At 36.2% G+C, this 20,147-nt stretch carries 22 protein-coding genes; 4 read left to right on the top strand and 18 right to left on the bottom strand.

Annotated features, from left to right (window positions below):
* Positions 1 to 152: 152 nt before the first annotated feature.
* The 3 genes from lepA to gpr form a co-directional block, all read right to left on the bottom strand.
* Positions 153 to 1,988, bottom strand: a complete 1,836-nt coding sequence (gene lepA / locus MKX67_RS16020; protein WP_095372505.1) for a translation elongation factor 4 — start codon at positions 1,986 to 1,988, stop codon at positions 153 to 155.
* 421 nt (positions 1,989 to 2,409) lie between these two features.
* Positions 2,410 to 2,703, bottom strand: coding sequence for a DUF3679 domain-containing protein (locus MKX67_RS16025; protein ID WP_095372504.1), 294 nt, complete (start codon positions 2,701 to 2,703; stop codon positions 2,410 to 2,412).
* A 65-nt stretch (positions 2,704 to 2,768) separates the two neighbouring features.
* Positions 2,769 to 3,887: a GPR endopeptidase gene (gene gpr, locus MKX67_RS16030; protein WP_095372503.1), complete on the bottom strand. Its 1,119-nt coding sequence runs from the start codon at positions 3,885 to 3,887 to the stop codon at positions 2,769 to 2,771.
* 246 nt (positions 3,888 to 4,133) lie between these two features.
* On the opposite strand from gpr, the gene rpsT reads away from it, so the two are divergent.
* Positions 4,134 to 4,397: a 30S ribosomal protein S20 gene (gene rpsT / locus MKX67_RS16035; protein ID WP_095372502.1), complete on the top strand. Its 264-nt coding sequence runs from the start codon at positions 4,134 to 4,136 to the stop codon at positions 4,395 to 4,397.
* Positions 4,398 to 4,464: 67 nt separating this feature from the next.
* On the opposite strand, the gene holA is transcribed toward rpsT, so the two are convergent.
* Entirely contained in the window at positions 4,465 to 5,499 is a 1,035-nt protein-coding gene (holA, locus tag MKX67_RS16040) for a DNA polymerase III subunit delta (protein WP_342488456.1), read from the bottom strand.
* A 340-nt stretch (positions 5,500 to 5,839) separates the two neighbouring features.
* Between holA and MKX67_RS16045 the strand changes: the two genes are divergently transcribed.
* Complete coding sequence (locus MKX67_RS16045) at positions 5,840 to 5,974, top strand: YqzM family protein (protein WP_095372500.1); 135 nt, start codon at positions 5,840 to 5,842, stop codon at positions 5,972 to 5,974.
* Between the two features lie 145 nt (positions 5,975 to 6,119).
* On the opposite strand, the gene MKX67_RS16050 is transcribed toward MKX67_RS16045, so the two are convergent.
* From MKX67_RS16050 to MKX67_RS16060, 3 genes are all read right to left on the bottom strand, one after another.
* Entirely contained in the window at positions 6,120 to 8,438 is a 2,319-nt protein-coding gene (locus MKX67_RS16050) for a DNA internalization-related competence protein ComEC/Rec2 (protein WP_341096729.1), read from the bottom strand.
* Between the two features lie 85 nt (positions 8,439 to 8,523).
* Positions 8,524 to 9,084 (bottom strand): ComE operon protein 2, encoded by a 561-nt coding sequence (locus MKX67_RS16055; protein ID WP_095372498.1) that lies wholly within the window; start codon positions 9,082 to 9,084, stop codon positions 8,524 to 8,526.
* Between the two features lie 85 nt (positions 9,085 to 9,169).
* On the bottom strand, positions 9,170 to 9,793 hold the full coding sequence (locus MKX67_RS16060; RefSeq protein ID WP_095372497.1) for a helix-hairpin-helix domain-containing protein: 624 nt from the start codon (positions 9,791 to 9,793) through the stop codon (positions 9,170 to 9,172).
* A 91-nt stretch (positions 9,794 to 9,884) separates the two neighbouring features.
* Between MKX67_RS16060 and comER the strand changes: the two genes are divergently transcribed.
* The gene (gene comER, locus MKX67_RS16065) at positions 9,885 to 10,709 is read left to right on the top strand and encodes a late competence protein ComER (protein WP_095372496.1); all 825 of its coding nucleotides are present in this window, start codon (positions 9,885 to 9,887) and stop codon (positions 10,707 to 10,709) included.
* A 74-nt stretch (positions 10,710 to 10,783) separates the two neighbouring features.
* Here the strand turns inward: comER and MKX67_RS16070 are convergent, their stop codons facing one another.
* From MKX67_RS16070 to MKX67_RS16105, 8 genes are read right to left on the bottom strand one after another with little or no spacing between them, the layout of a single operon-like run.
* A complete protein-coding gene (locus tag MKX67_RS16070) occupies positions 10,784 to 11,545 on the bottom strand; it encodes a class I SAM-dependent methyltransferase (RefSeq protein WP_095372495.1) in 762 nt (253 codons plus the stop codon).
* Complete coding sequence (rsfS, locus tag MKX67_RS16075) at positions 11,545 to 11,901, bottom strand: ribosome silencing factor (RefSeq protein ID WP_095372494.1); 357 nt, start codon at positions 11,899 to 11,901, stop codon at positions 11,545 to 11,547. Before rsfS ends, MKX67_RS16070 begins: the two co-directional genes overlap by 1 nt.
* A 4-nt stretch (positions 11,902 to 11,905) precedes the next feature.
* Positions 11,906 to 12,472 carry a bis(5'-nucleosyl)-tetraphosphatase (symmetrical) YqeK gene (gene yqeK, locus MKX67_RS16080; RefSeq protein ID WP_095372493.1) on the bottom strand — a complete coding sequence of 189 codons (567 nt, stop codon included), beginning with the start codon at positions 12,470 to 12,472 and terminating at the stop codon, positions 11,906 to 11,908.
* Positions 12,462 to 13,031 (bottom strand): nicotinate-nucleotide adenylyltransferase, encoded by a 570-nt coding sequence (locus MKX67_RS16085; protein ID WP_095372492.1) that lies wholly within the window; start codon positions 13,029 to 13,031, stop codon positions 12,462 to 12,464. Before MKX67_RS16085 ends, yqeK begins: the two co-directional genes overlap by 11 nt.
* Positions 13,032 to 13,053: 22 nt before the next feature.
* Positions 13,054 to 13,344 (bottom strand): ribosome assembly RNA-binding protein YhbY, encoded by a 291-nt coding sequence (gene yhbY, locus MKX67_RS16090; protein ID WP_095372491.1) that lies wholly within the window; start codon positions 13,342 to 13,344, stop codon positions 13,054 to 13,056.
* Entirely contained in the window at positions 13,331 to 14,176 is an 846-nt protein-coding gene (aroE, locus tag MKX67_RS16095) for a shikimate dehydrogenase (RefSeq protein WP_095372490.1), read from the bottom strand. The genes yhbY and aroE overlap by 14 nt, the downstream gene beginning before the upstream one ends.
* A 27-nt stretch (positions 14,177 to 14,203) precedes the next feature.
* Positions 14,204 to 15,307, bottom strand: coding sequence for a ribosome biogenesis GTPase YqeH (gene yqeH / locus MKX67_RS16100; RefSeq protein WP_095372489.1), 1,104 nt, complete (start codon positions 15,305 to 15,307; stop codon positions 14,204 to 14,206).
* A 2-nt stretch (positions 15,308 to 15,309) separates the two neighbouring features.
* Entirely contained in the window at positions 15,310 to 15,825 is a 516-nt protein-coding gene (locus tag MKX67_RS16105) for a YqeG family HAD IIIA-type phosphatase (protein WP_095372488.1), read from the bottom strand.
* A gap of 388 nt (positions 15,826 to 16,213) precedes the next feature.
* On the opposite strand from MKX67_RS16105, the gene MKX67_RS16110 reads away from it, so the two are divergent.
* The gene (locus MKX67_RS16110; protein WP_095372487.1) at positions 16,214 to 16,354 is read left to right on the top strand and encodes a sporulation histidine kinase inhibitor Sda; all 141 of its coding nucleotides are present in this window, start codon (positions 16,214 to 16,216) and stop codon (positions 16,352 to 16,354) included.
* A gap of 42 nt (positions 16,355 to 16,396) precedes the next feature.
* Here MKX67_RS16110 and MKX67_RS16115 read toward each other — a convergent pair whose 3' ends face one another.
* From MKX67_RS16115 to MKX67_RS16125, 3 genes are all read right to left on the bottom strand, one after another.
* Complete coding sequence (locus MKX67_RS16115; RefSeq protein WP_307312828.1) at positions 16,397 to 17,176, bottom strand: phosphatidylserine decarboxylase; 780 nt, start codon at positions 17,174 to 17,176, stop codon at positions 16,397 to 16,399.
* Between the two features lie 450 nt (positions 17,177 to 17,626).
* Positions 17,627 to 19,429: a M3 family oligoendopeptidase gene (locus MKX67_RS16120; RefSeq protein ID WP_322909608.1), complete on the bottom strand. Its 1,803-nt coding sequence runs from the start codon at positions 19,427 to 19,429 to the stop codon at positions 17,627 to 17,629.
* Between the two features lie 187 nt (positions 19,430 to 19,616).
* Positions 19,617 to 19,946, bottom strand: a complete 330-nt coding sequence (locus MKX67_RS16125; RefSeq protein WP_307312826.1) for an antibiotic biosynthesis monooxygenase — start codon at positions 19,944 to 19,946, stop codon at positions 19,617 to 19,619.
* Between the last annotated feature and the right edge of the window lie 201 nt (positions 19,947 to 20,147).

The following is a 20,147-nucleotide window of genomic DNA, read 5'->3' on the forward strand; positions in this document are numbered from 1 at the left end:
TCTAGTGATGAGTCTAGCAAAAACAATCTTTAGACTTTCCAATTTTAGTCTCTTTGTTTCTGCTTCTATTTTAAAATTTAAAACGGAAAAAAATAGGCTAGGATACGCCTATGGGAAAGCATACCTAACCTATCCTAATAAAGCAATTTATTTTATTTCTTTGTATTATTATCATCCATTTTTAATACAGCCATAAATGCTTCTTGCGGTACTTCAACCGACCCCACTTGTTTCATGCGTTTTTTCCCTTCTTTTTGCTTTTCAAGCAATTTTCTTTTACGGGAAATATCCCCACCATAACATTTTGCAAGGACATTTTTGCGCATCGCTTTTATTGTTGAACGAGCAATTATCTTTTGTCCAACAGCTGCTTGAATAGGGACTTCAAACTGTTGACGCGGAATAAGTTCTTTTAATTTTTCAACTATCACTTTTCCTCGTTCGTAAGCAAAGTCACTATGAACAATAAAGCTCAAGGCATCAACTTTCTCTGCATTTAATAAAATATCCATTTTCACTAGCTTGGATGGGCGATAACCGATTAATTCATAATCAAAAGACGCATACCCTTTTGTATTTGATTTTAATTGATCAAAAAAGTCATAAACAATTTCTGATAAAGGAATTTCATATACAATATTCACGCGTGATTCATCCATATATTGCATATCAATGAAATTGCCTCGTTTTAATTGACACAGTTCCATAATCGCCCCAACATATTCATTTGGTGCCATCATCGTTGCTTTTACATAAGGTTCTTCTACTCTGTCAATTTTTTGTGCATCCGGCATATCTGATGGGTTATCAACTTTCAACTCTGTCCCATCTGTTAGCATGACATCATAGATTACACTTGGTGCAGTTGTAATCAAATCAATCTTAAATTCGCGCTCAATTCTTTCTTGAATAATCTCCATATGCAATAAACCTAAAAATCCACAACGGAATCCAAATCCAAGTGCCTGGGAAGTCTCAGGCTCGTACTGAAGAGCAGAATCATTCAGTTCTAGTTTTTCAAGTGCTTCACGTAAATCATTGAACTTCGCACTATCAATCGGATAAAGTCCACAATAGACCATCGGGTTCAGTTTACGATAACCAGGCAACGGGTCTGTTGCACCATTCTTTGCACTTGTAATCGTATCACCAACACGTGTATCGCCTACATTTTTAATTGCTGCCGTTAAGAAACCAACATCTCCAACGGAAAGCTCATCCATTGGTGTCGATTTAGGTGTAAACACGCCAACCTCGGTCACTTCGAACTCTTTACCAGTAGCCATCATTTTAACTTTGTCGCCCACTTTAACCGTTCCATCAACGACGCGGATATAAGCAACAACCCCACGATAAGCATCATATAACGAATCGAATATTAACGCTTTAAGGGGTGCATCGGGATCTCCAGTAGGTGCCGGAACCTTTTCTACCACTTGCTCTAGAATATCTTCAATCCCAATTCCCGCTTTGGCAGATGCTAAAACAGCTTCAGAAGCATCGAGTCCAATGACTTCTTCCACTTCATTTCTCACACGTTCTGGATCGGCACTAGGTAAATCTATTTTATTAATAACAGGTAATATTTCTAAATCATTATCTAATGCCAAGTATACATTAGCTAACGTTTGCGCCTCTATTCCTTGAGCAGCATCAACGACTAATACTGCACCCTCACATGCAGCTAAACTTCTGGACACTTCATATGTAAAATCGACGTGCCCTGGCGTATCAATTAGATGGAAGGTATAAATTTCTCCATCCTTAGCTTTATATTTGAGTTGTACAGAATTTAATTTAATCGTAATGCCACGTTCTCTCTCTAAATCCATAGAATCTAGGAGCTGGTCTTTCATTTCCCGCGCAGTAAGGGCATTTGTTTTTTCCAAAATACGGTCAGCCAACGTAGATTTCCCATGGTCAATATGAGCAATAATGGAAAAATTACGGATCCTAGATTGCCTATTCAGTCTCTCTTCTCTGTTCATGTAACTTTCTTCACTCCTATATAAAAGCGCAAATCACACATATGTGTATGGTTCACAACAGTTTTCACTAGTAAGTACACTAATTGTCTGGGCTCCACAAAGTCTCTATACGATACGATCCTTCTCTCAACGATTACAATCATTATTGTTAGCCAAGTTTCTTAGCACTTAAAAAGTGGATGATATGTACTTCATTTATTTACTTGCTTCTCTTTCTAATCGAAAAGACATACATATTGTTGATTATAGCAGTACAAAATGGAAGATTCAACGAAATTCATGAATGGGTGTACAGATTCAATCGGAGTTTCATTTCTTGTGTAAGAATTGAAAAGCTAGTTGGGGAATTGTTTCATCTGAGATTATTGAACTTTTTTATTAGGCCTAGGCGGATCCTCGAATCCACCTAGGGAATGCTCTATTACTCCTCATCTTTTTCTTGTACCTTATCAACTACCATATCAATACCTGTTCTTGTAATGGCTTGAGTTCCTTCTGATATGGACTTACCTATAGATGAAAAGAGATTAAAGGACTTCATCTCCTCTAATTGTTTTTGCTTACCTTGTAAGTCGTGTGTGGATGCGCCCCTATCGTCCCCGACTGTTAGCGCACTCATCTCTACCATTGCATGATTCGCTTGCTTCATACCAAACAAAACAGAAATGAACATAAGAGATATAATTAATATAGTTGCGACCATGAATCTTTTCATTCGAATCACCTTTCCCTCATTCTAGTAATAGATTGTATGAAAAGAATAGAAAAGATAGAACCTTTTTATCGCGTATAAAAGCCTGTATTCTCTTGATTTACTTTAGAATGGAGAGCTGCATTTAATCCATTAGCTAGTAAATTAGCCATATCTTCTATAAACACATCTACTTCTTTTGGGGTCACCATCAAGTTATGTCCCAATGGAGATAATACTTCTCCGATTAATTTACGTTTTTCTTCCTCAGGTAAAGTACCCACAATACCCATAAATGTTTGTCGCTCTTTCTCCTCGGGTAAATCTTCTTCAGATAGCTTTCGCTTTTCTCCAAATGTCATTCCGGCCGGTATTAGTGAGCGAGAAGGCTTGTCCCCTTCTTTCAGTTCCTTTCCGAAATGCTTGAGGATAAAATCAATTGTGTCACTTGTAATTGAAACGGCATCAACAACAGTTGGTACTCCAATTGCAATAACAGGTACACCTAAAGTTTCTTTACTAATTTCCTTTCGTTTATTGCCTACACCTGAACCGGGATGAATCCCTGTATCAGAAATTTGGATAGTAGAATTGACCCTTTCAATTGACCTTGCTGCTAGAGCGTCCAAGGCAATGACAAAATCCGGCTTCGTTTTCTCAACAATGCCAAACAAAATGTCACTCGTTTCAATACCCGTTAAACCCATTACACCAGGCGAAAGCGCACTGACAGGACGATAGCCATCTTCTACACTCTCTGGCTGTAACTCAAATAAGTGCCGAGTAATTAGTAGGTTTTCACATACTTCGGGTCCAATCGCATCTGGGGTAACATTCCAGTTCCCTAAACCAACAATTAAACATGAATCATTAGGGCCAATACCTAGGTCTTTAATAAAGTAGGCCATTTCTTTAGCAAATAGCTTTTCCACTTGCAGTTGCGTTTCCGTATCTTGTTGTCTAATCCCCTGTACCTCTATTGTTAAATATTTACCTGGTTTTTTCCCTAGCATTTCACTTCCTTGTTCAGTCACTTCAACATAAGAGATTTTCATGCCCTCTTTTTCTTTTTCTTTAATAATAACGCCTTCGATTTGGGACTGATTATCTTCACCTTGTATTCCTTGGTTTTCTAATACGACCTCACGAGCTTCTATTGCTAAGTCCGTTCTTATCCCATATTTGCTTAGATCCAACTTCTCATTCAAAGCCAAACGACCACCTTTTTTGCGTATTATTGTAGTTTTAGGATGACCACCACTTGTTCAAATCATGCATGTTTTATATGTGAACAATATGTTTCTACAGTGAAGGAGAAGATGGATTTCCTCGTTTTGTATTGATTTATTGTCTCAGTTTTGATAGAATATCACTTGTTCTGAATTTATATTAATGATGAATACAAATATCGAGTTCATAAAAATTCGATGCCTTTTTTGTAGGAGGTGAATGGAATGCCAAATATTAAATCTGCTATCAAACGTGTTAAAACAAACGAAGCACGCTATGCACGTAACATTCAAGCTAAGTCTAACATGCGTTCTGCAGTGAAAAAATCTGAAGCTGCGATTGCTAATAACGATGCAAATGCTGCTGAAAGCTTTGCACTAGCTGCAAGCAAACTAGATAAAGCTGCTGCAAAAGGACTTATCCATAAAAATGCTGCTGCTCGTAAGAAATCTCGTTTAATGAAAAGAATGAATACTGCAAATGCTTAATTTGTAGAAATCATAAAAAGCTATCCGCATGATGGATAGCTTTTTTTCATTACATATAAAAGATTATTTATAGAACTTCCATATCCCGTTTATTTAATTTAAATAAGAATAACTCAATTAATAATTGCTTGTTCATTCCTCCGGTTTTCATTTGATAATCCGCATCTGCGAGAATATCCATGATTTGCGATAACTCTTCTTCACTAAAAAGTCTCGCTTGACCGGCGGCAAGTTTCACTCTAAAAGGGTGCGTTTTAATATATCCAGCTATCTGATTTTGTCCGTAACCTCTTCTAGACAATTCTTTCACTTGGTAAATGAGACGAAACTGATTTGTAATGACTGCCAAAATTTTGATAGGTTCCTCATTTAACTTCAATAAATCATAAAAAATTCTTAATGCTGCTTCTATATCTCTATGGACGACTTTTTCTACAAGTGTAAAGATATTTTGTTCTAAAGACCGCGACACTAATTGATCCACCATTTCAACCGTAATACGTCTTTCATCACTTCCATATAAAGCAAGCTTATCCATTTCGCTCGTTAACATAAATAAATTCATACCTGATAGTGTAAGTAGAAGATTGATTGCTTCTTCATCAATCTGTACGCCATTTTTGGATGCACGATCACGCATCCAAAAATGTAGCTCTTTCTCATTCAATTGTTTCGCTTCTAACACTGCAGCGCTTTTTTTGATTTGTTTCGTTAACTTTTTACGTTCGTCTAGCTTTTCATATGCGCCTGAAAATACGAGAATCGTGTAAGGAGCAGGATCTTTCAAATAATTCTCAAGTGCATTTAATTGATGCTCTACCTTCGCTTTCCCTTTATCCGCTGTTAGAAAATAGGGATTATGTAAAATAATAAGACGGCGCTCCCCCATAAAAGGAAACGTTTCAGCGTCTTCAAGCGCAACTTCAATAGGCGTTTCTTCTAAATCATAGGTAGACAAATTGAAGTCAAGTTCTTCTGGCAGTAACGCATGATTTATTAATAATTGTTTCGTTTCATTTATAAGGTAAGGCTCGGTACCGTATAATAAATATACAGATGAGAAGCTTTTTGCTTTAATTTGCTTCCATATATCAAAAACCACTTTTTCTCGCTCCGATCATTTTTTATAAGTACTATCTATCCTATAGAAGCAAATCGATTTTGACAAGTGGAATGAAAAGAATGTACGCTGCTTATAATACCAATAAATATAAAGAAAAGCGCTTTTTAAGGCGCTTCTCAAACAATCTATATAGAAACGCTTGCAAGCAAGAGGCCTAGGATACTCTTGCTGAAGCGGTGCACCCTTATACTTATAATATGTCATGACAGTCGCTGAATTATCGCTGTCAACTCATGTAAGTAAAGGAAAAGCATTTCTAGAAGTGTAGATTTTTTCATGGAAATCACTTATACTAATTAAGGAAATAGGAGGGTTGACTGTGAACGAATTTGAAAAAAATGTCCAATCGAAACGTCACGATATTGGTGACTCCGCAATGGGATTCGTTGCTTCTTTCGGATTCTTTACCATTCTATTTGTCATTGCGGTCGCAATTAAAGCAATCGGCGCATAACCCTTGAAGGCTCATTAGCAGATACATACTTCTGCAATTTTGCATTGACATCGAGCTTTCGGAAGAGACTGCATTACGCTTGCAGTCTTTTTTATTTTTTGAAAAGAAAGTTAAGTTGTTTTCTATTGTCTGGGCATAACATATCCTATGGTAGGACAGTTGAAAAGGTTCCGTTACCTTTGAAAAAAACATAAGTAATTCCGCCATGACGATCAGTTCTTACTATTGGAATTTGATGATTTCTTAACCTCTGCAACACTTCCTCTGTTGGATGACCGAAACGATTGTTTCTACCAACTGAAATAACTGCCAGTTTAGGTTTTACTCCATCAAGAAACTTCTCAGTCGTCGAAGTTTTACTTCCGTGATGTCCCACTTTTAATACATCAACAGATAACCTTTCATATTTATTGACTAGCTTCGCTTCCCCAGCTTCTTCTAAATCACCAGTAAATAACCATGTTAATCCTCCTATGACAGCATAAAGCACGATAGACCCATCATTTTTATTATTTGCTGTTTTATCAAACGGCATAAGAATTTGAAATTCCTCAGTCTTCATACGCCAACGTACTCCAGCACTTACCTGCCGTACATTAACCTGTTTTGTGTGAGCTATCTTTATTATCTCTGTTTCTAACGCACTTCTTTCCTTCGTAATCGGGAGTAATATCTCACTTACTTCAATCATAGACAAAACAGCTGGTGCACCACCCATATGATCACTATCACCATGTGTAAGAATCAGTTTATCAATTTTCCTAATGCCTTTACTTTTCAAAAAAGGCACAACGATATCTTCCCCAGGATCAAATGCGCCGGTTCTTTCCTGCCATTCCTCTTTATCAAACGAAAGTACTCCCCCAGTATCAATTAAATAATTCCCCCTGTTATGAGGTAAACGAATGAAAATACTGTCCCCTTGCCCTACATCAATAAAGGATACTTCACCTGTAAAATAAAAATAAGGAGTGAGATAGTGAATGAAAAAGACGAAAAAAGGTGCAATGCTTGCTAATAGAAAATTCTTTCTCCCCTCCCCTTTCTCCCATTGTAAGAAGAAAAGATTGATTGCAATTAAATAGAGCAGAATAAGCCACAAAGAGGGTCTCCCTAATGTTAATACAGCCTGGGGAAAATCCGCTATTGTTAAACTCAAATCATTCATTCGCTCTAGTAATGTATTTATCCATTGAATCGGAAACCAAGCCCAAGTTCCAACAATCATATGATAAGCCAATAAGAACAGAAATAGCGGGAGAATAACAAAAGAAAAAATGGGTACAAAGAGTATATTAGCGACGAGGGAGAAGATTGAGATTTCATAGAAGGAATAAAGTAATATTGGCGTTGCTGCTAATTGACAAATAAAGGATATTATAAAAAGAGATCTTATAGGAGAGGTACGTCTTTTGAGGAGAGAATAAGAAGACAAAAGTAAAACATAAGTAACTGTGAAAGAAAGCTGAAAACCAACGTCATAAAGAATAAATGGGTTAATTAATAAATAACAAACAAATACAATACATAACACATCTTGCGTTCTCATAGCTGACAAAAAAATCTTAAAAAGCGCTGCGAACATAAGCATTGCTACAGCTCGAATCACTGAAGGTGTTCCTCCGGCAAGGATGCCATAGATCGGTAACAAACCCACTAAAATCATCAACATATGCTGCCTTGTCACACCTAGCCTTAAGCCCACAAATAAGAGCATTCCAGCTAATAAACTTACATGCATACCTGAAATAGCTAATAAATGAATAATGCCTAATCTTTGATAAGCTGTTTCAACGGTTTCATCTAATTGCGATCGGTCTCCATAAACTAGAGCATTCACTAGTGGTGCGGTCTCATTTGGAAAATACTTACTCACGTATTGGATCCCTTTTTCCCGCAATTGCCAAATTTGTGTAACGATATTCGTATTGCCCATTTGGCAGCTTCGTAAATCAAATTGGTCAGTTTGAATTTGCCAGTGAATACCTTTGCGCTCTAAATATTGTTGGTAATCAAAGCTATGAAAATTTGTTGCTTTTTGCGGAGTTTCTAGTTTGCCCATCACATTACATATCAGACCTGTACTCGTTACCTTCTCCAGTGAGTCTTTCTCTTCCTTAGATGGAATATAGTATGTAAATACGAGCTTTTCATTTGAAGGTTGATCGATCGCTTGAGCAGAGAGATGATCTCCATCAATGACCCATCCATGAGTAAAGGTCAGCGTGAAATCAGTCCTTTCACTTCTTATATCAGTCCCATTATCATAAGAAGCAACATAACCTCTAATGAAAAATAACACACTACATAAAATAAATAATAATGTCAGTCTTCGAGAAAGATACCTTGTAAAAATACTAAAGAGAAAAAATAGGAAAAGGGGAATGAAATAAAAATAAGAGGAGAAAGAAGATAAGAGTGAAAAAATCGCGACAAGGGAGCAAAAAAACCATTTCCCTGGCAAAGAAATCTCACCACCCATTTAGAATAGTATTGTACACCAAGAGGATGAAACGGCTCGCTACCTAATAAACCGTTTCATCCATCAATTATTTTAAAATTGTTTCTACTTCTTCTTTTAATTGAGCATCTAGAGCGTTCTCACCTTTTAAGTCTCTAATTTCAACCAATAACTTCTTAATTAAGTCGTTCTTTTCTGTTGCTTTTGCATCTAACTGTTGTTGATCGAAAGGTACTTTCTTTAACGAGACTCCAGCTTGTTGAAATAGCTCGATCCCATATGGATGATTTTTATAGTCCTCTGCATAGTATACCTTTTTAATGCCTGCTTGAATAATCGCTTTACAGCATTGTAAGCATGGAAAATGAGTTACATAAATTTCTGCATTCTCTGTTGGTACACCAAATTTCGCGCACTGTAAAATCGCATTCATCTCCGCATGTATTGTTCTAACACAATGATTGTCAATGACGTAGCACCCTTCATCAATACAATGATCGCCACCTGTGATTGACCCATTATATCCACCTGCGATCATTCGTTTATCGCGAACAATTGTTGCCCCTACAGTTAATCGTGTACATGTACTTCTTAATGCTAGTAAATGGCTTTGTGCCATAAAATATTGATCCCAAGAAATTCTGTCCATTGTACGTCTCTCCCTTTTTTAAAAACATCCTCATATTTTAGTTTAATCACACCATACATGTATGGTCAAATCCATTTTCATCTAATCAATTAACACTTATTAGATCTTTTAGTTTTTCAAACGTTTTTTCTCCAATTCCTGATACTTCTTTTAAATCTTCAATAGCTTTAAAAGAGCCGACTTCCTCTCTATACGAAAGAATATCTTCTGCTTTTGAAGGGCCAATCCCTGGCAGTGTTTCAAGCTGTTCAATCGTTGCTTGATTCAAATTGATTTTCCCATCATTACCCTCGTTTAACGGCGGTAATGACGACACGCCCTCTTCCCCCACTTTTGGAATATAGATAACCATTTCGTCTGTCAGTTTCTGAGCAAGATTGACTTGTTTTTGATCCGCTTCACTTAGAAACCCTCCTGCAACTTGAATAGCATCTACAATACGCTGGGTGCTTTTTAATTCATAGACGCCAGGGTCTTTGACTTCTCCTTTAATGTCAACCATAACATCATCATCTGAATAATTCTCTTCTTCTTCTTGAGATATTTCCCCCCCTTCTTCAAAACCTTTATCATCAAGCAACCATTCATTTTCCACTTCAACCGTATTGTTTTGATTTAGAAGTGGGGAGAGCAACCACATACATAAAGCACCAACAATGAATCCAGCAGCTATTACAATATACAGGGCGTATTGCTTCACCCATTCCATTTTCATCAATTCCTTTCAATAGACATAATTTCAACTGGTGCTTCATATTTTTAATAGGAGTCATTTTTTGTTGGCGAAGGAGGGATGTATTTTGAATATCGGTATAATTGGCACAGGCAATATGGGGAGAATTTTGACAGAAGCCTTGCTTGATAGCAAAGCTGTTTCCCCTTCTTCCATTACCATTACAAACCGTACCATTGCAAAATCATTGGAGATAAAAAAAGCATATCCAGATATCAATGTGGCACGAGATGCACTGACAACTGCAAAGATGTCTTCGCTTATTTTCGTGTGTGTCAAACCGCATGATGTTTACGAAGTCATTCAAACCATTCAACCGAGTCTAAATAGAGACAAATGCGTCATCTCTATTACAAGTCCTATTGCAGTAAATCAATTAGAGTCTGTCTTGTACTGTTCAAGTGCAAGAGTCATTCCGAGTATTACGAACCGAGCATTAGCTGGTGTCTCTCTAGTCACATATGGAGATCATTGCTCAAAAGAATGGCGAGAAAGTATTCAATGGCTGTTTGAACAAATTTCTGTCCCTACCATTATTGAGGAGAATATTACAAGAGTGGCTTCAGATATCGTTAGCTGTGGTCCTGCATTTTTTAGTTACTTAACCCAACGATTTATCGATGCCGCCGTTAAGGAAACAAAGATAGATAATGATACAGCCACAAAATTAGCTAGTGAAATGCTGATAGGTTTAGGGGAATTGTTGCGCCAAGGACATTATACATTACCTACTTTACAAGAAAAGGTGTGTGTAAAGGGCGGAGTTACTGGCGAAGGCATAAAGATACTTGAAAAAGAGTTAGGAGATATGTTTGAACACTTGTTCCAAGCGACTCACTCAAAGTTTACTGAGGATATAAACCTGGTTAAAACGCAATATACAACTATTTAATAGTTCTATAAAAAATGCCATAACCCTTCTAACAAAAAAAGAGTCTCGGAATTTTTTCCGGGACTTTTCTTTGTTTATATTCTGTTTTTCAGCTTTTTACAAATAAAAAACAATCTTTCAGCATCGTTCATTTCTCTATTTTTCTCATTAAAATCAACGAAAAAAGTAGTTATTTCAAAACCTGCCTCTTTCAACCACTGTCTGTATACGTCAAATTCATACGTTCTCTGAAAATGGCATTCATCATATCGTTTGTATGTGCCTATTTTTTCATCAAGGACGAAGAATGACAAATCATGTTCCACACTATGAGGAAATTCCCCTTCAAAACTTTGCCAAATATAACTTACGTCTTCTTCATTCAGGGCAAACGTTTGATTAACAAACAAATCATCAATTTTATGAACGGTATGCACGTCAAACATAAACAAACCGTCATCAGCTAAATGTTCATATACACCTGAGAAGGTAGATTTTACTTCATCTTCTGATTGGAGATAGTTCAATGAATCACAAAAAATAGTAATGATATCATAGCAACCAATTTCATCTAATTGGGACATATCCTGCTCTAAAAATTGAATTGACAGGGCTTCGCTCGCTGCTTTTCTTTGTGCAACCGCAAGCATATTGTCTGATAAATCAGCCCCAGTTACTTCATATCCTTTTTTAGCCAATCGCAAAGACAGCTCACCTGTTCCACAAGCAAGATCTAGGAGGCGCTTACCTTTTAATTGATGAAGATTACACTGTGATGCAACAATGGATACCCACTTTTCATAAGGTGCATCTACCATTAATCCATCATAGAGATAAGCAAATTGCTGATAACTCATTACGGTTGCAGCTCACTTTTAATATCTTCCGTTTTTGCATCGCCCCAAAGACGTTCTAAGTTATAATAACTTCTTTCATCACGATGGAACACATGTGCAACGATATCCCCTAAGTCAACTAAAACCCAGCGTGCTTCATCAAACCCTTCCATTCTTTTGACTTCATAGCCGCTTTCTTCAGCTTTGTCTTTTACCTCTTTAGCAATAGCTTGCACTTGCTTATCTGAATTCCCGTGACAAATAACGAAATAATCCGCTATTAACGAGATTCCTTTCATATTTAGTGCCACAATATCTTCTGCTCTCTTACTGTCTACTGCTTTAACAACTGTTGTAAGTAATTGTTTTTCTGACATATCATCAACCCTTTCTATTCATCACTAAATCATTGTACATCGTTAATGTGAGCGGATAGACTGATTGATTTTTTTTCATTAGAAAAAGAATAGAGTTTTTCACAGCTTGAATTAATGCTTCATCCAAATCACGCTGTGCAAGTTCTCTCACTTCTTCAACACCAGGAAAATGCCTACCCGGCTCAATATAGTCCGCTAAATACACAACTTTCTCTAATAATGACATATTAGCTCGCCCTGAAGTATGATAGCGTATTGCCTCTAATATTTCACAATCAGTAATACCAACTTTCGTTTCGACTAAATATGCGCCCACTGGTGCATGCCATAACTCACTATTATATTCTAGTAAGTCTGAAGGCATGTCTTTTGCTATGATACACGCTTTCATTTCTTCCTTAGGATGAAATTTAGCATAATCATGAAAAATGGCGGCCATTTCAGCTTTCTTCACATCTGCTCCGAATCTTTCTGCCAATTCAATGGCACTGTTCATCACACCAATAGTATGTTGATATCGATGGTCTGTTAATTGTTCATTGACAATCTCTAATGCCTGTTCACGGTTCATATAGGTGATTCTCCTCCATGTATGTGCGGACATTATCTGGCACTAAATACTTAATTGTCTTTCCATTTTGCATGCGTTCTCTAATCAAAGTAGATGAAATGCCAATCTCAGGAATCTCAACATAATCAACGGGATATTTGGTCGTTAATTGATAATCTGGTCTCTTTACACCTACAAAAGTAACAAGATCAAGTAAATAATCTATATCACGCCATTTATGCAGATACTCAACCATGTCCGCGCCAATAATAAAGAAAAATTTTGTATCTTTCTCTCTTTCATGTAAGATCTTGATCGTATCAACAGTGTAAGAAGGACCTTTTCTTTCTAATTCTACTAATTCTATTTGAAATTGTGGATGATCACTAACCGCTCTTCTTAATAATGCTACTCTATCTTCATTACTTAAAAAGTAACTCTTCTTTTTATGAGGTGGCTCTTGGTTAGGCATAAACCAAATCTCGTCTAAGTCTTTTGCATGCAATACTTCATTAGCGATAATTAAGTGACCTAAGTGAGGAGGATCAAATGTACCTCCTAGGATTCCTATTCTTTTCATCCTTTTCCCCCCACAGGATCGTTTAAGGTAATTTAATTTGTTTATTCTCTTTAGATTGTTTATAAAGCACAATCATATTGCCAATCACTTGTACAAGTTCCGCTTTAGTTCCTTTAACTAACAATTCGGCTACAGTATCCTTATCTTCATCACAGTTTTGTAAGATGCTTACTTTTAATAGTTCTCTTGCTTCTAATGCTTCCGCAATTTGCTTCACCATATTATCATTTACGCCGCCTTTTCCCACTTGGAAAATCGGGTTTAAATGATGTGCTTCTGATCTTAAATATCTCTTTTGCTTACCTGTTAACATAATTTCCTCCTAATTGTTGCTCCACATTTCTTCTCATTCGTTCCGTGTCTGGCATTTGAGAAGTCCATAACTCAAACGCTAACGCTCCTTGATAAACAAACATCTCTAGTCCATTTTGTACACGGGCTCCCTTTGCTTTTGCTTCTGCTAAAAAGGCTGTTTCAAATGGATTATATATAATATCGCTAACAAAAACGTCTTCACGCATAAGATTAAGATTAAGTGGTTTTTCATCCATTCTCGGTGACATTCCAATCGAAGTCGTTTGAATGATACAATCATATTCGTCCAGTTTATGTGCTGCATCATCCAATGTCAATGCTCGCATATCTACATCATACGGACAATCAGCAATCAATTGCGCCGCACGATTAACGGTGCGATTGGCAATTGTGATATGGGAAACACTCGCTTGTGCTAAAGCATAGACAATAGCTTTAGCAGCCCCTCCTGCACCTACTACCAATATTTTATTTTCACTAAACTGTGGTTGATGGTTTTTCAGCCCCTGGAGGAAACCCGTTCCATCCGTATTATAGCCAATTAACTTTCCATCCCTGTGAATGACAGTATTTACTGCCCCTATTGCTTCTGCTAAAGGATCTAGTTCATCTAAATACGCCATAATAGTCTCTTTATGTGGCACAGTCACATTAAATCCTGCAATACCACATGCCCTTAAGCCCTTTATGGCATCCGATAGATTTTCCGATTGAATATGCAACGGTAAATAATGCGCATCCATTTCGTAGTACTGAAATAAATCATTATGCATCACAGGTGACATCGAATGTGCAATAGGATCCCCAATTACTGCATAAAACTTCTCCACTCTTCTTCTCCCCTTTGACAATAAGGATTATATCAGTGATTTTCTTAGTGAAACATTAACACCCTTAGGTACATATGCTGCGATTTTGCACCCTGCTGTAGGTACTGTTATCCAACCTAAACCTGAATAAACGACATCTGTCTTATCTTCTTTTATTGTAAATTCATGGCGAATGAGTTCAGGAAACTCGTCTAATTCATCCTTACGAGGTGGTGTCAACATTTCTCCAGCATGCTTTTCGTATAATTCATCTGCTTTTTCTAATTTTGTCCGATGAATTTGGATTTCATTAGAAAAATGACAAATAAATGATGTCCGGTCACCATGAATAAAATCAAATCGACTTAATCCACCAAAATAAAGGGTTTGACCATCATTTAATTGGTATACTTTCGGTTTTATTTCTTTTTTCGGTGTAATGATTTTCAAGTCACGTTTGTCAATATAATGTGCCATTTGATGATGATTAATAATACCTGGTGTATCGATGAGGGCTTTTCCATCCTCTAAAGGAATTTCAATCATATCTAATGTTGTTCCTGGAAAATGAGAAGTAGTAATGATATCTCCTTCTCCAGTTACCTCTTTTATTATCCTGTTAACAAACGTTGACTTTCCAACATTCGTGCAACCGACAATATATACGTCCTTACCTCTTCTATACCGATCAATTTCTGCTGCTATTTCTTTCATTTGTTGACCTTTCGCAGCACTAACTAAAAAGACATCTTCAGGTTTCAAACCAAGTTCCTTCGCCTGCTGTTTCATCCAGTGAATTAATTTATTATGATTCACTGATTTTGGTAGTAAATCTACTTTATTACCAACTAATAATACTTTATTATTACCTACAAACCTGTGCAATCCAGGCAACCAACTGCCATTGAAATCAAAGATATCAACAATCTTTACAATTAAAGCATCTTTATTTCCTAAGCCATTTAGAATTTTCAAAAAGTCGTCATCTGTTAAACTGACATCCTGTACTTCGTTATAGTGTTTTAGGCGAAAGCAACGCTGACAAATAATTTCTTCTTTTTTTAATGCTGAATTTGGCGCATAACCTATTTCATTCGGATGCTCAGTTTGAATATGCACACCGCATCCTATACAAACGTATTCTTCTTTCAAAGTTAATCCTCCCAATTAATCATACCTTTTTTCTTAAACCAGTTGAGTATTCTTCTTTCTATCGTACGATTGATTTTCGTAAAAAACCCATCTGTTTTTGCAACAGGTACTACTAAAATCGTGTTAAATCCACTTCTATTTCCACCTAATACATCTGTTAATAACTGATCACCAACGACAACAACTTCATGCTTTTCCAGTTGCATTTCTAGTAACGCGCGTTTAAAAGCTCTTCCCATCGGTTTTCTTGCTTGATAAATAAATGGTGTTTTTAAAGGATCAGAGAAATTTTTCACTCTGCTCTCATTATTATTAGATACAATCGTTACTTTAATATCACTTAAGCGCATTTGTTCGAACCAATTAATTAATTTTGGAGTAGCATTAGGTCGATCCCATTCAACTAACGTATTATCTAAATCAGTAATAATCCCTTTAATTCCTTGTTCTTTCAAGATATCTGGAGTAATTTCAAAAACATTCTTTACATGTTGATCCGGTAGAAAATTCTTTAGCACGACCGTTTAAACACCTCATTCTTCATTATTTCAAGCTATCATCTTATTCTGACCTAATATGACATATCACAATCAAATGGTCAATTAGCATTATTCTATATTCGAAAATGAATAATCGAATAAATAGAACTAAAACTTTTCGACAAATTCCAACATTACCCTTTTTGTGGATAACTTTATACACATTATACACTGTGAGATTATTTACTCGTACAGAGATATGAACAGTTTAATCACACTTTATCCACTTTCCACTGTGGATAAACGAACGATTGTTCTATCTTACTCATTCTGCTATGGTAGAAGTAACAACAAGAACTTCTTTTAAAATAGCCCTGTTCTTTAGATAAACGAGAACGAATGAGACGTAATGGAGGTGTGATCCTACATGCGAAAGTTATCTGATGAGCTATTAATAGAATCTTATCACAAAGCTATTCAACTTCAATTATCATTGGATTTCATCCGCCTTATCGAAACTGAAATTCACAGAAGATCCTTATCAAATAGAATAAAAGCTTCTTCCTAGCAGAATCATCGCCCTCCACAATTGTAGGGCTATTCTTTTTGTCTACACAATATGACCAATTACTTCTCCAACTTTTATTGGGGCTGGAAACTGTATTGTCGGTACCAATTGAAAGGCATCTTTTTGAAATAACAAAATCACTGTCGAGCCAAATGAAAAATAAGCAACCTCTTCACCTTTTTTCAATGAGTCATTTTGATACGTCCGCTCAATTGAATTGACAAACATGGCCCCTACTTTGACCATTGCTAATTCGCCACCGTCATATTGAATTTCTGATATTTTGCGATAATTTTTAGATAAAGTATCTTTACCAAGAGTTAAACCCCATTTATTCACTGGGTAAGATTTCTTTCCTAAAGTCCATTGCCTCTTTACTTGACCATCTACGGGACTATGAATGCGGTGATAATGACTAGGACTTAAGTAGAAAATCATATACGTCCCACCTTTATATTTCTCCGCTTCTTCAACCCCACCAAGCATTTCTGCAATAGAGTAATCTTTCTCCTTCACAGTAATCACATGTTTACTATCCACCATACCTATATCCTCAATCATAGCATCAACAGGGCTAACAATTGTATCCTCCCCTTGATGAATAGGCCGGGCATCTTCCTTCAATAGACGTATAAAGAATTCATGTAATGTATGGAATTGATCCAAATCTCCTTTAATTTCATCTTCGTTAATACGATACGTCTTAGAAAACGGTTTAATTAAAAATCTACTCATTTTAGATCTTGCAAATTTATATAATATCGATGAGGTCATTCGACCATTCGTTAATTCAATCAAAGTTCGATATATCGCTTGCTTCATCTTTAACACCTTTCTATACTTTTTTTCCAAGGAATAAGCACCTATTTCGTAAAGGTGTCTCTCTTCATTTTAAATTTCTCTAATTCTACTACTTGTTCTTCATTTCTTAAAGTTCATCTATCGTCACTGAATATTTATCATAAATAAAGTCAATTATGTTTATGTTTTTTCTTTATGCATTAAGAAAGGGGTGTCTTTCATATATAATAAACCCACCCTCACCGACTGCTATTATATCACTAGTTAACAGTCCAGCCTATTAAAATTATCGTAAGGAATGATGATTGTAAAGAGGAAAGAATGAATATGTTGTAAACTTGAGATGATTTACATAGATAGAAGGCATCATTCTAGAGATTTTCGAAGATAGTGAAGATTCATCTTTTGATAGAGGCTAAGCAAAAATCGTATATTAATTGGTCATACTATCCCTAGCCTCTATTCTTTCTTTTATAATGAAGTAGTCAACTGCATAAACTCCTCAATATCCTTTATACAAAGGCTCGCAGCGTTTTCCCAAAAGTCAGGTTTTGTTAAATCCTCATTTAGATGCTTCATCGCAAGAGATTCAACGGTCATAGAACCAGTATCTTTTAATAAATTTACGTATTTCTTTTCATAACTTGGGCCTACTTCTTGTGCTTGTTTATAGATACCCAATGAGAAAAGATAGCCAAATGTGTAAGGGAATTGATAAAAAGGTGTATGGGTATTATAAAAATGCAATTTGGAAGCCCAAAAATACGGATGATAATGTTCTAACGAATGACCATATGCTTGTTTTTGCGCACTTGTCATCAATTCATTTAATCGCTCTCGTGTGACTGTACCTTTTTTTCTTTCTTCATAAAAAGCGGTTTCAAACAAATAACGTGCATGTATATTCATAAACATCGTAACAGTCCGACTAATCTTATCATCCAGAAGAATCACTTTTTCCATTTTTGTTTCCGCCTGCCTTACTGAAGCATCAGCGACAATTAGCTCCGCAAAAGTCGATGCTGTTTCTGCTACATTCATGGCATATTTTCGATTAAAGAAAGGGATATCTTTCATTACAAAACTGTGAAATCCATGTCCAAGCTCATGCGCGAGTGTAGAAACATTACTAGGTGTCCCAGAATATGTCATAAAAATCCGTGACTGCCCACTGTCGGCAAAATATGTGTGAAATCCTCCTGGACGCTTATTCGGACGATTCTCAGCCTCAATCCAACGGCCTTCAAAAGCTTGTACTGCAAATGTTTTCATTAAAGGACTAAATGTACCAAATTGTTCAATGATAAACTTCGCGCCCGCTGTGAAATCTTTCTTTGTATCTACTTTACCGATCGGTGCATCTAAATCAAACCAGCTTAATTTATTTACCCCAAGTAATTTTGCCTTTCTTTCTAAATAACGCGTTACTGGTTCTTTATATTTCTCTACCGCTGCCCACATACTATGTAAGGTTTCTTCTTTCATTCGGTTATTAAGAAGCGGCTCTTTTAAAGGGCTATTCCAACCTCTTTTCTTATTTGCCATTAATCGATACCCTGCTATGTGATTTAATGCTTTTGCAAAGATTGGAGATTTCTCCTCCCATGCCTGTTCCATTTGATTAAAGACCTTTTCTCTTAATGCTGCATTTGACTGTCCCATTATATTATTCGCTTGTCCTACAGATAATGTTGTTTGACCATTCTCATCTTCATATGGAATAGCAATCATACTAACAGTTGTATGATATAACTCTCCCCAACTGTGAAATCCATCCATACTTAATGATTGAATTAAATCTTCTTCTTGGATTGATAATTTTTCCTGAGCCATCTGTCGCCATTCGTCTAAGACAAAAGCTACCGGAGTAAGAGTTTTACTACTTACATATTGCTTCCATTCATCATTACCTATAAGTGCCAATTTATTTTGAAAGGTTAATAGCACTGTCGAAAAAGTGGATGATTGTTGCATGACTTGCATTTGTAACCGTTCAACCAAAGGATCTAACGTATTCTCAGCTTTTAAACAACTGACGAAAGCGCTTGCCTGCATGAGCTTTTTAAATACTTCTTCAGATGACCTTAAAACTTGTCCTATACTATTTATAGTATGTTCTTCATTTTCTGTTATTTGCATATCGTTAGCCAGTGAAGTGAATTCTTCCATCAAGATATCTATTTGCTCTAGATAATTTTGAAACGATTGTGATTGACTACCTCCTTCAAAAAAGCTTTCTAAATCCCAAACCTCAGTATAAGTTGTATGAGTCATTCTAATCTCTCCCTTCTAATATTTAAATACTATCAGAGGTTTCAGATTATTAATACTTTTTGGAACGGTCTATATGGCATAAAAATACTCCCTTATAAGTACCAAGCTTATTACTTGTCTACCTATAAGGGAGCGTATCCTAGTGTTTTTCCGTTTATTTTTACTTGACTATGCAAAATGTAGAAGGTTATTTTGCTTCGATTGCAGGTGTTTTAATTGTTTCAACATGATATAGACTGCCTTCAGTTTCTAGAATAAATTCAGGCTTTGGTTTTCCTCTACTTGCTTTATGTCCAGCAATGTGTGCTTCGCTTTTCTCCCAGTTCTTCCAATCCTGTTCCGATTCCCAACGAATTTGCAATATAACTTCTTCATTTCCTCTACGTACTTTTTTTACCATAACTGTGATGTCAATAATCCCTGGTTGTTCATCAATAATGCCTTTTTGGCTGAATTTTTCCACAAGGTGATGGGCATTACCTTCAGTTACAGTAAATTTTTTCATTTGAACGAACATATTTAAATCCACCTCTATATTTAATGATATAACTTCATTTTAATCGATAATGATTATCATCGTCAACCATATGATCTATTTCACTACTATCTTATCACTGTAGGTATAAGATACTGATTCATTGGTAAATTGTCTCTCTCTTTATAAGGAAAAGTTTTATGCATGTTGAGAAAATCCAGTCTGTGCAGCTCTCATTTGAGG

Source organism: Cytobacillus sp. FSL W7-1323, assembly GCF_038595015.1.
GTDB lineage: Bacteria > Bacillota > Bacilli > Bacillales > Cytobacillaceae > Cytobacillus > Cytobacillus kochii.

Coding starts and splice junctions, on each gene's coding strand:
- lepA (WP_095372505.1), bottom strand. CDS start 1,988: ATGAACAGAGAAGAGAGACTGAATAGGCAATCTAGGATCCGTAATTTT.
- MKX67_RS16025 (WP_095372504.1), bottom strand. CDS start 2,703: ATGAAAAGATTCATGGTCGCAACTATATTAATTATATCTCTTATGTTC.
- rpsT (WP_095372502.1), top strand. CDS start 4,134: ATGCCAAATATTAAATCTGCTATCAAACGTGTTAAAACAAACGAAGCA.
- MKX67_RS16055 (WP_095372498.1), bottom strand. CDS start 9,084: ATGGACAGAATTTCTTGGGATCAATATTTTATGGCACAAAGCCATTTA.
- MKX67_RS16060 (WP_095372497.1), bottom strand. CDS start 9,793: ATGGAATGGGTGAAGCAATACGCCCTGTATATTGTAATAGCTGCTGGA.
- MKX67_RS16070 (WP_095372495.1), bottom strand. CDS start 11,545: ATGAGTTATCAGCAATTTGCTTATCTCTATGATGGATTAATGGTAGAT.
- rsfS (WP_095372494.1), bottom strand. CDS start 11,901: ATGTCAGAAAAACAATTACTTACAACAGTTGTTAAAGCAGTAGACAGT.
- yqeK (WP_095372493.1), bottom strand. CDS start 12,472: ATGAACCGTGAACAGGCATTAGAGATTGTCAATGAACAATTAACAGAC.
- MKX67_RS16085 (WP_095372492.1), bottom strand. CDS start 13,031: ATGAAAAGAATAGGAATCCTAGGAGGTACATTTGATCCTCCTCACTTA.
- yhbY (WP_095372491.1), bottom strand. CDS start 13,344: ATGTTAACAGGTAAGCAAAAGAGATATTTAAGATCAGAAGCACATCAT.
- MKX67_RS16110 (WP_095372487.1), top strand. CDS start 16,214: ATGCGAAAGTTATCTGATGAGCTATTAATAGAATCTTATCACAAAGCT.
- MKX67_RS16115 (WP_307312828.1), bottom strand. CDS start 17,176: ATGAAGCAAGCGATATATCGAACTTTGATTGAATTAACGAATGGTCGA.
- MKX67_RS16120 (WP_322909608.1), bottom strand. CDS start 19,429: ATGACTCATACAACTTATACTGAGGTTTGGGATTTAGAAAGCTTTTTT.
- MKX67_RS16125 (WP_307312826.1), bottom strand. CDS start 19,946: ATGTTCGTTCAAATGAAAAAATTTACTGTAACTGAAGGTAATGCCCAT.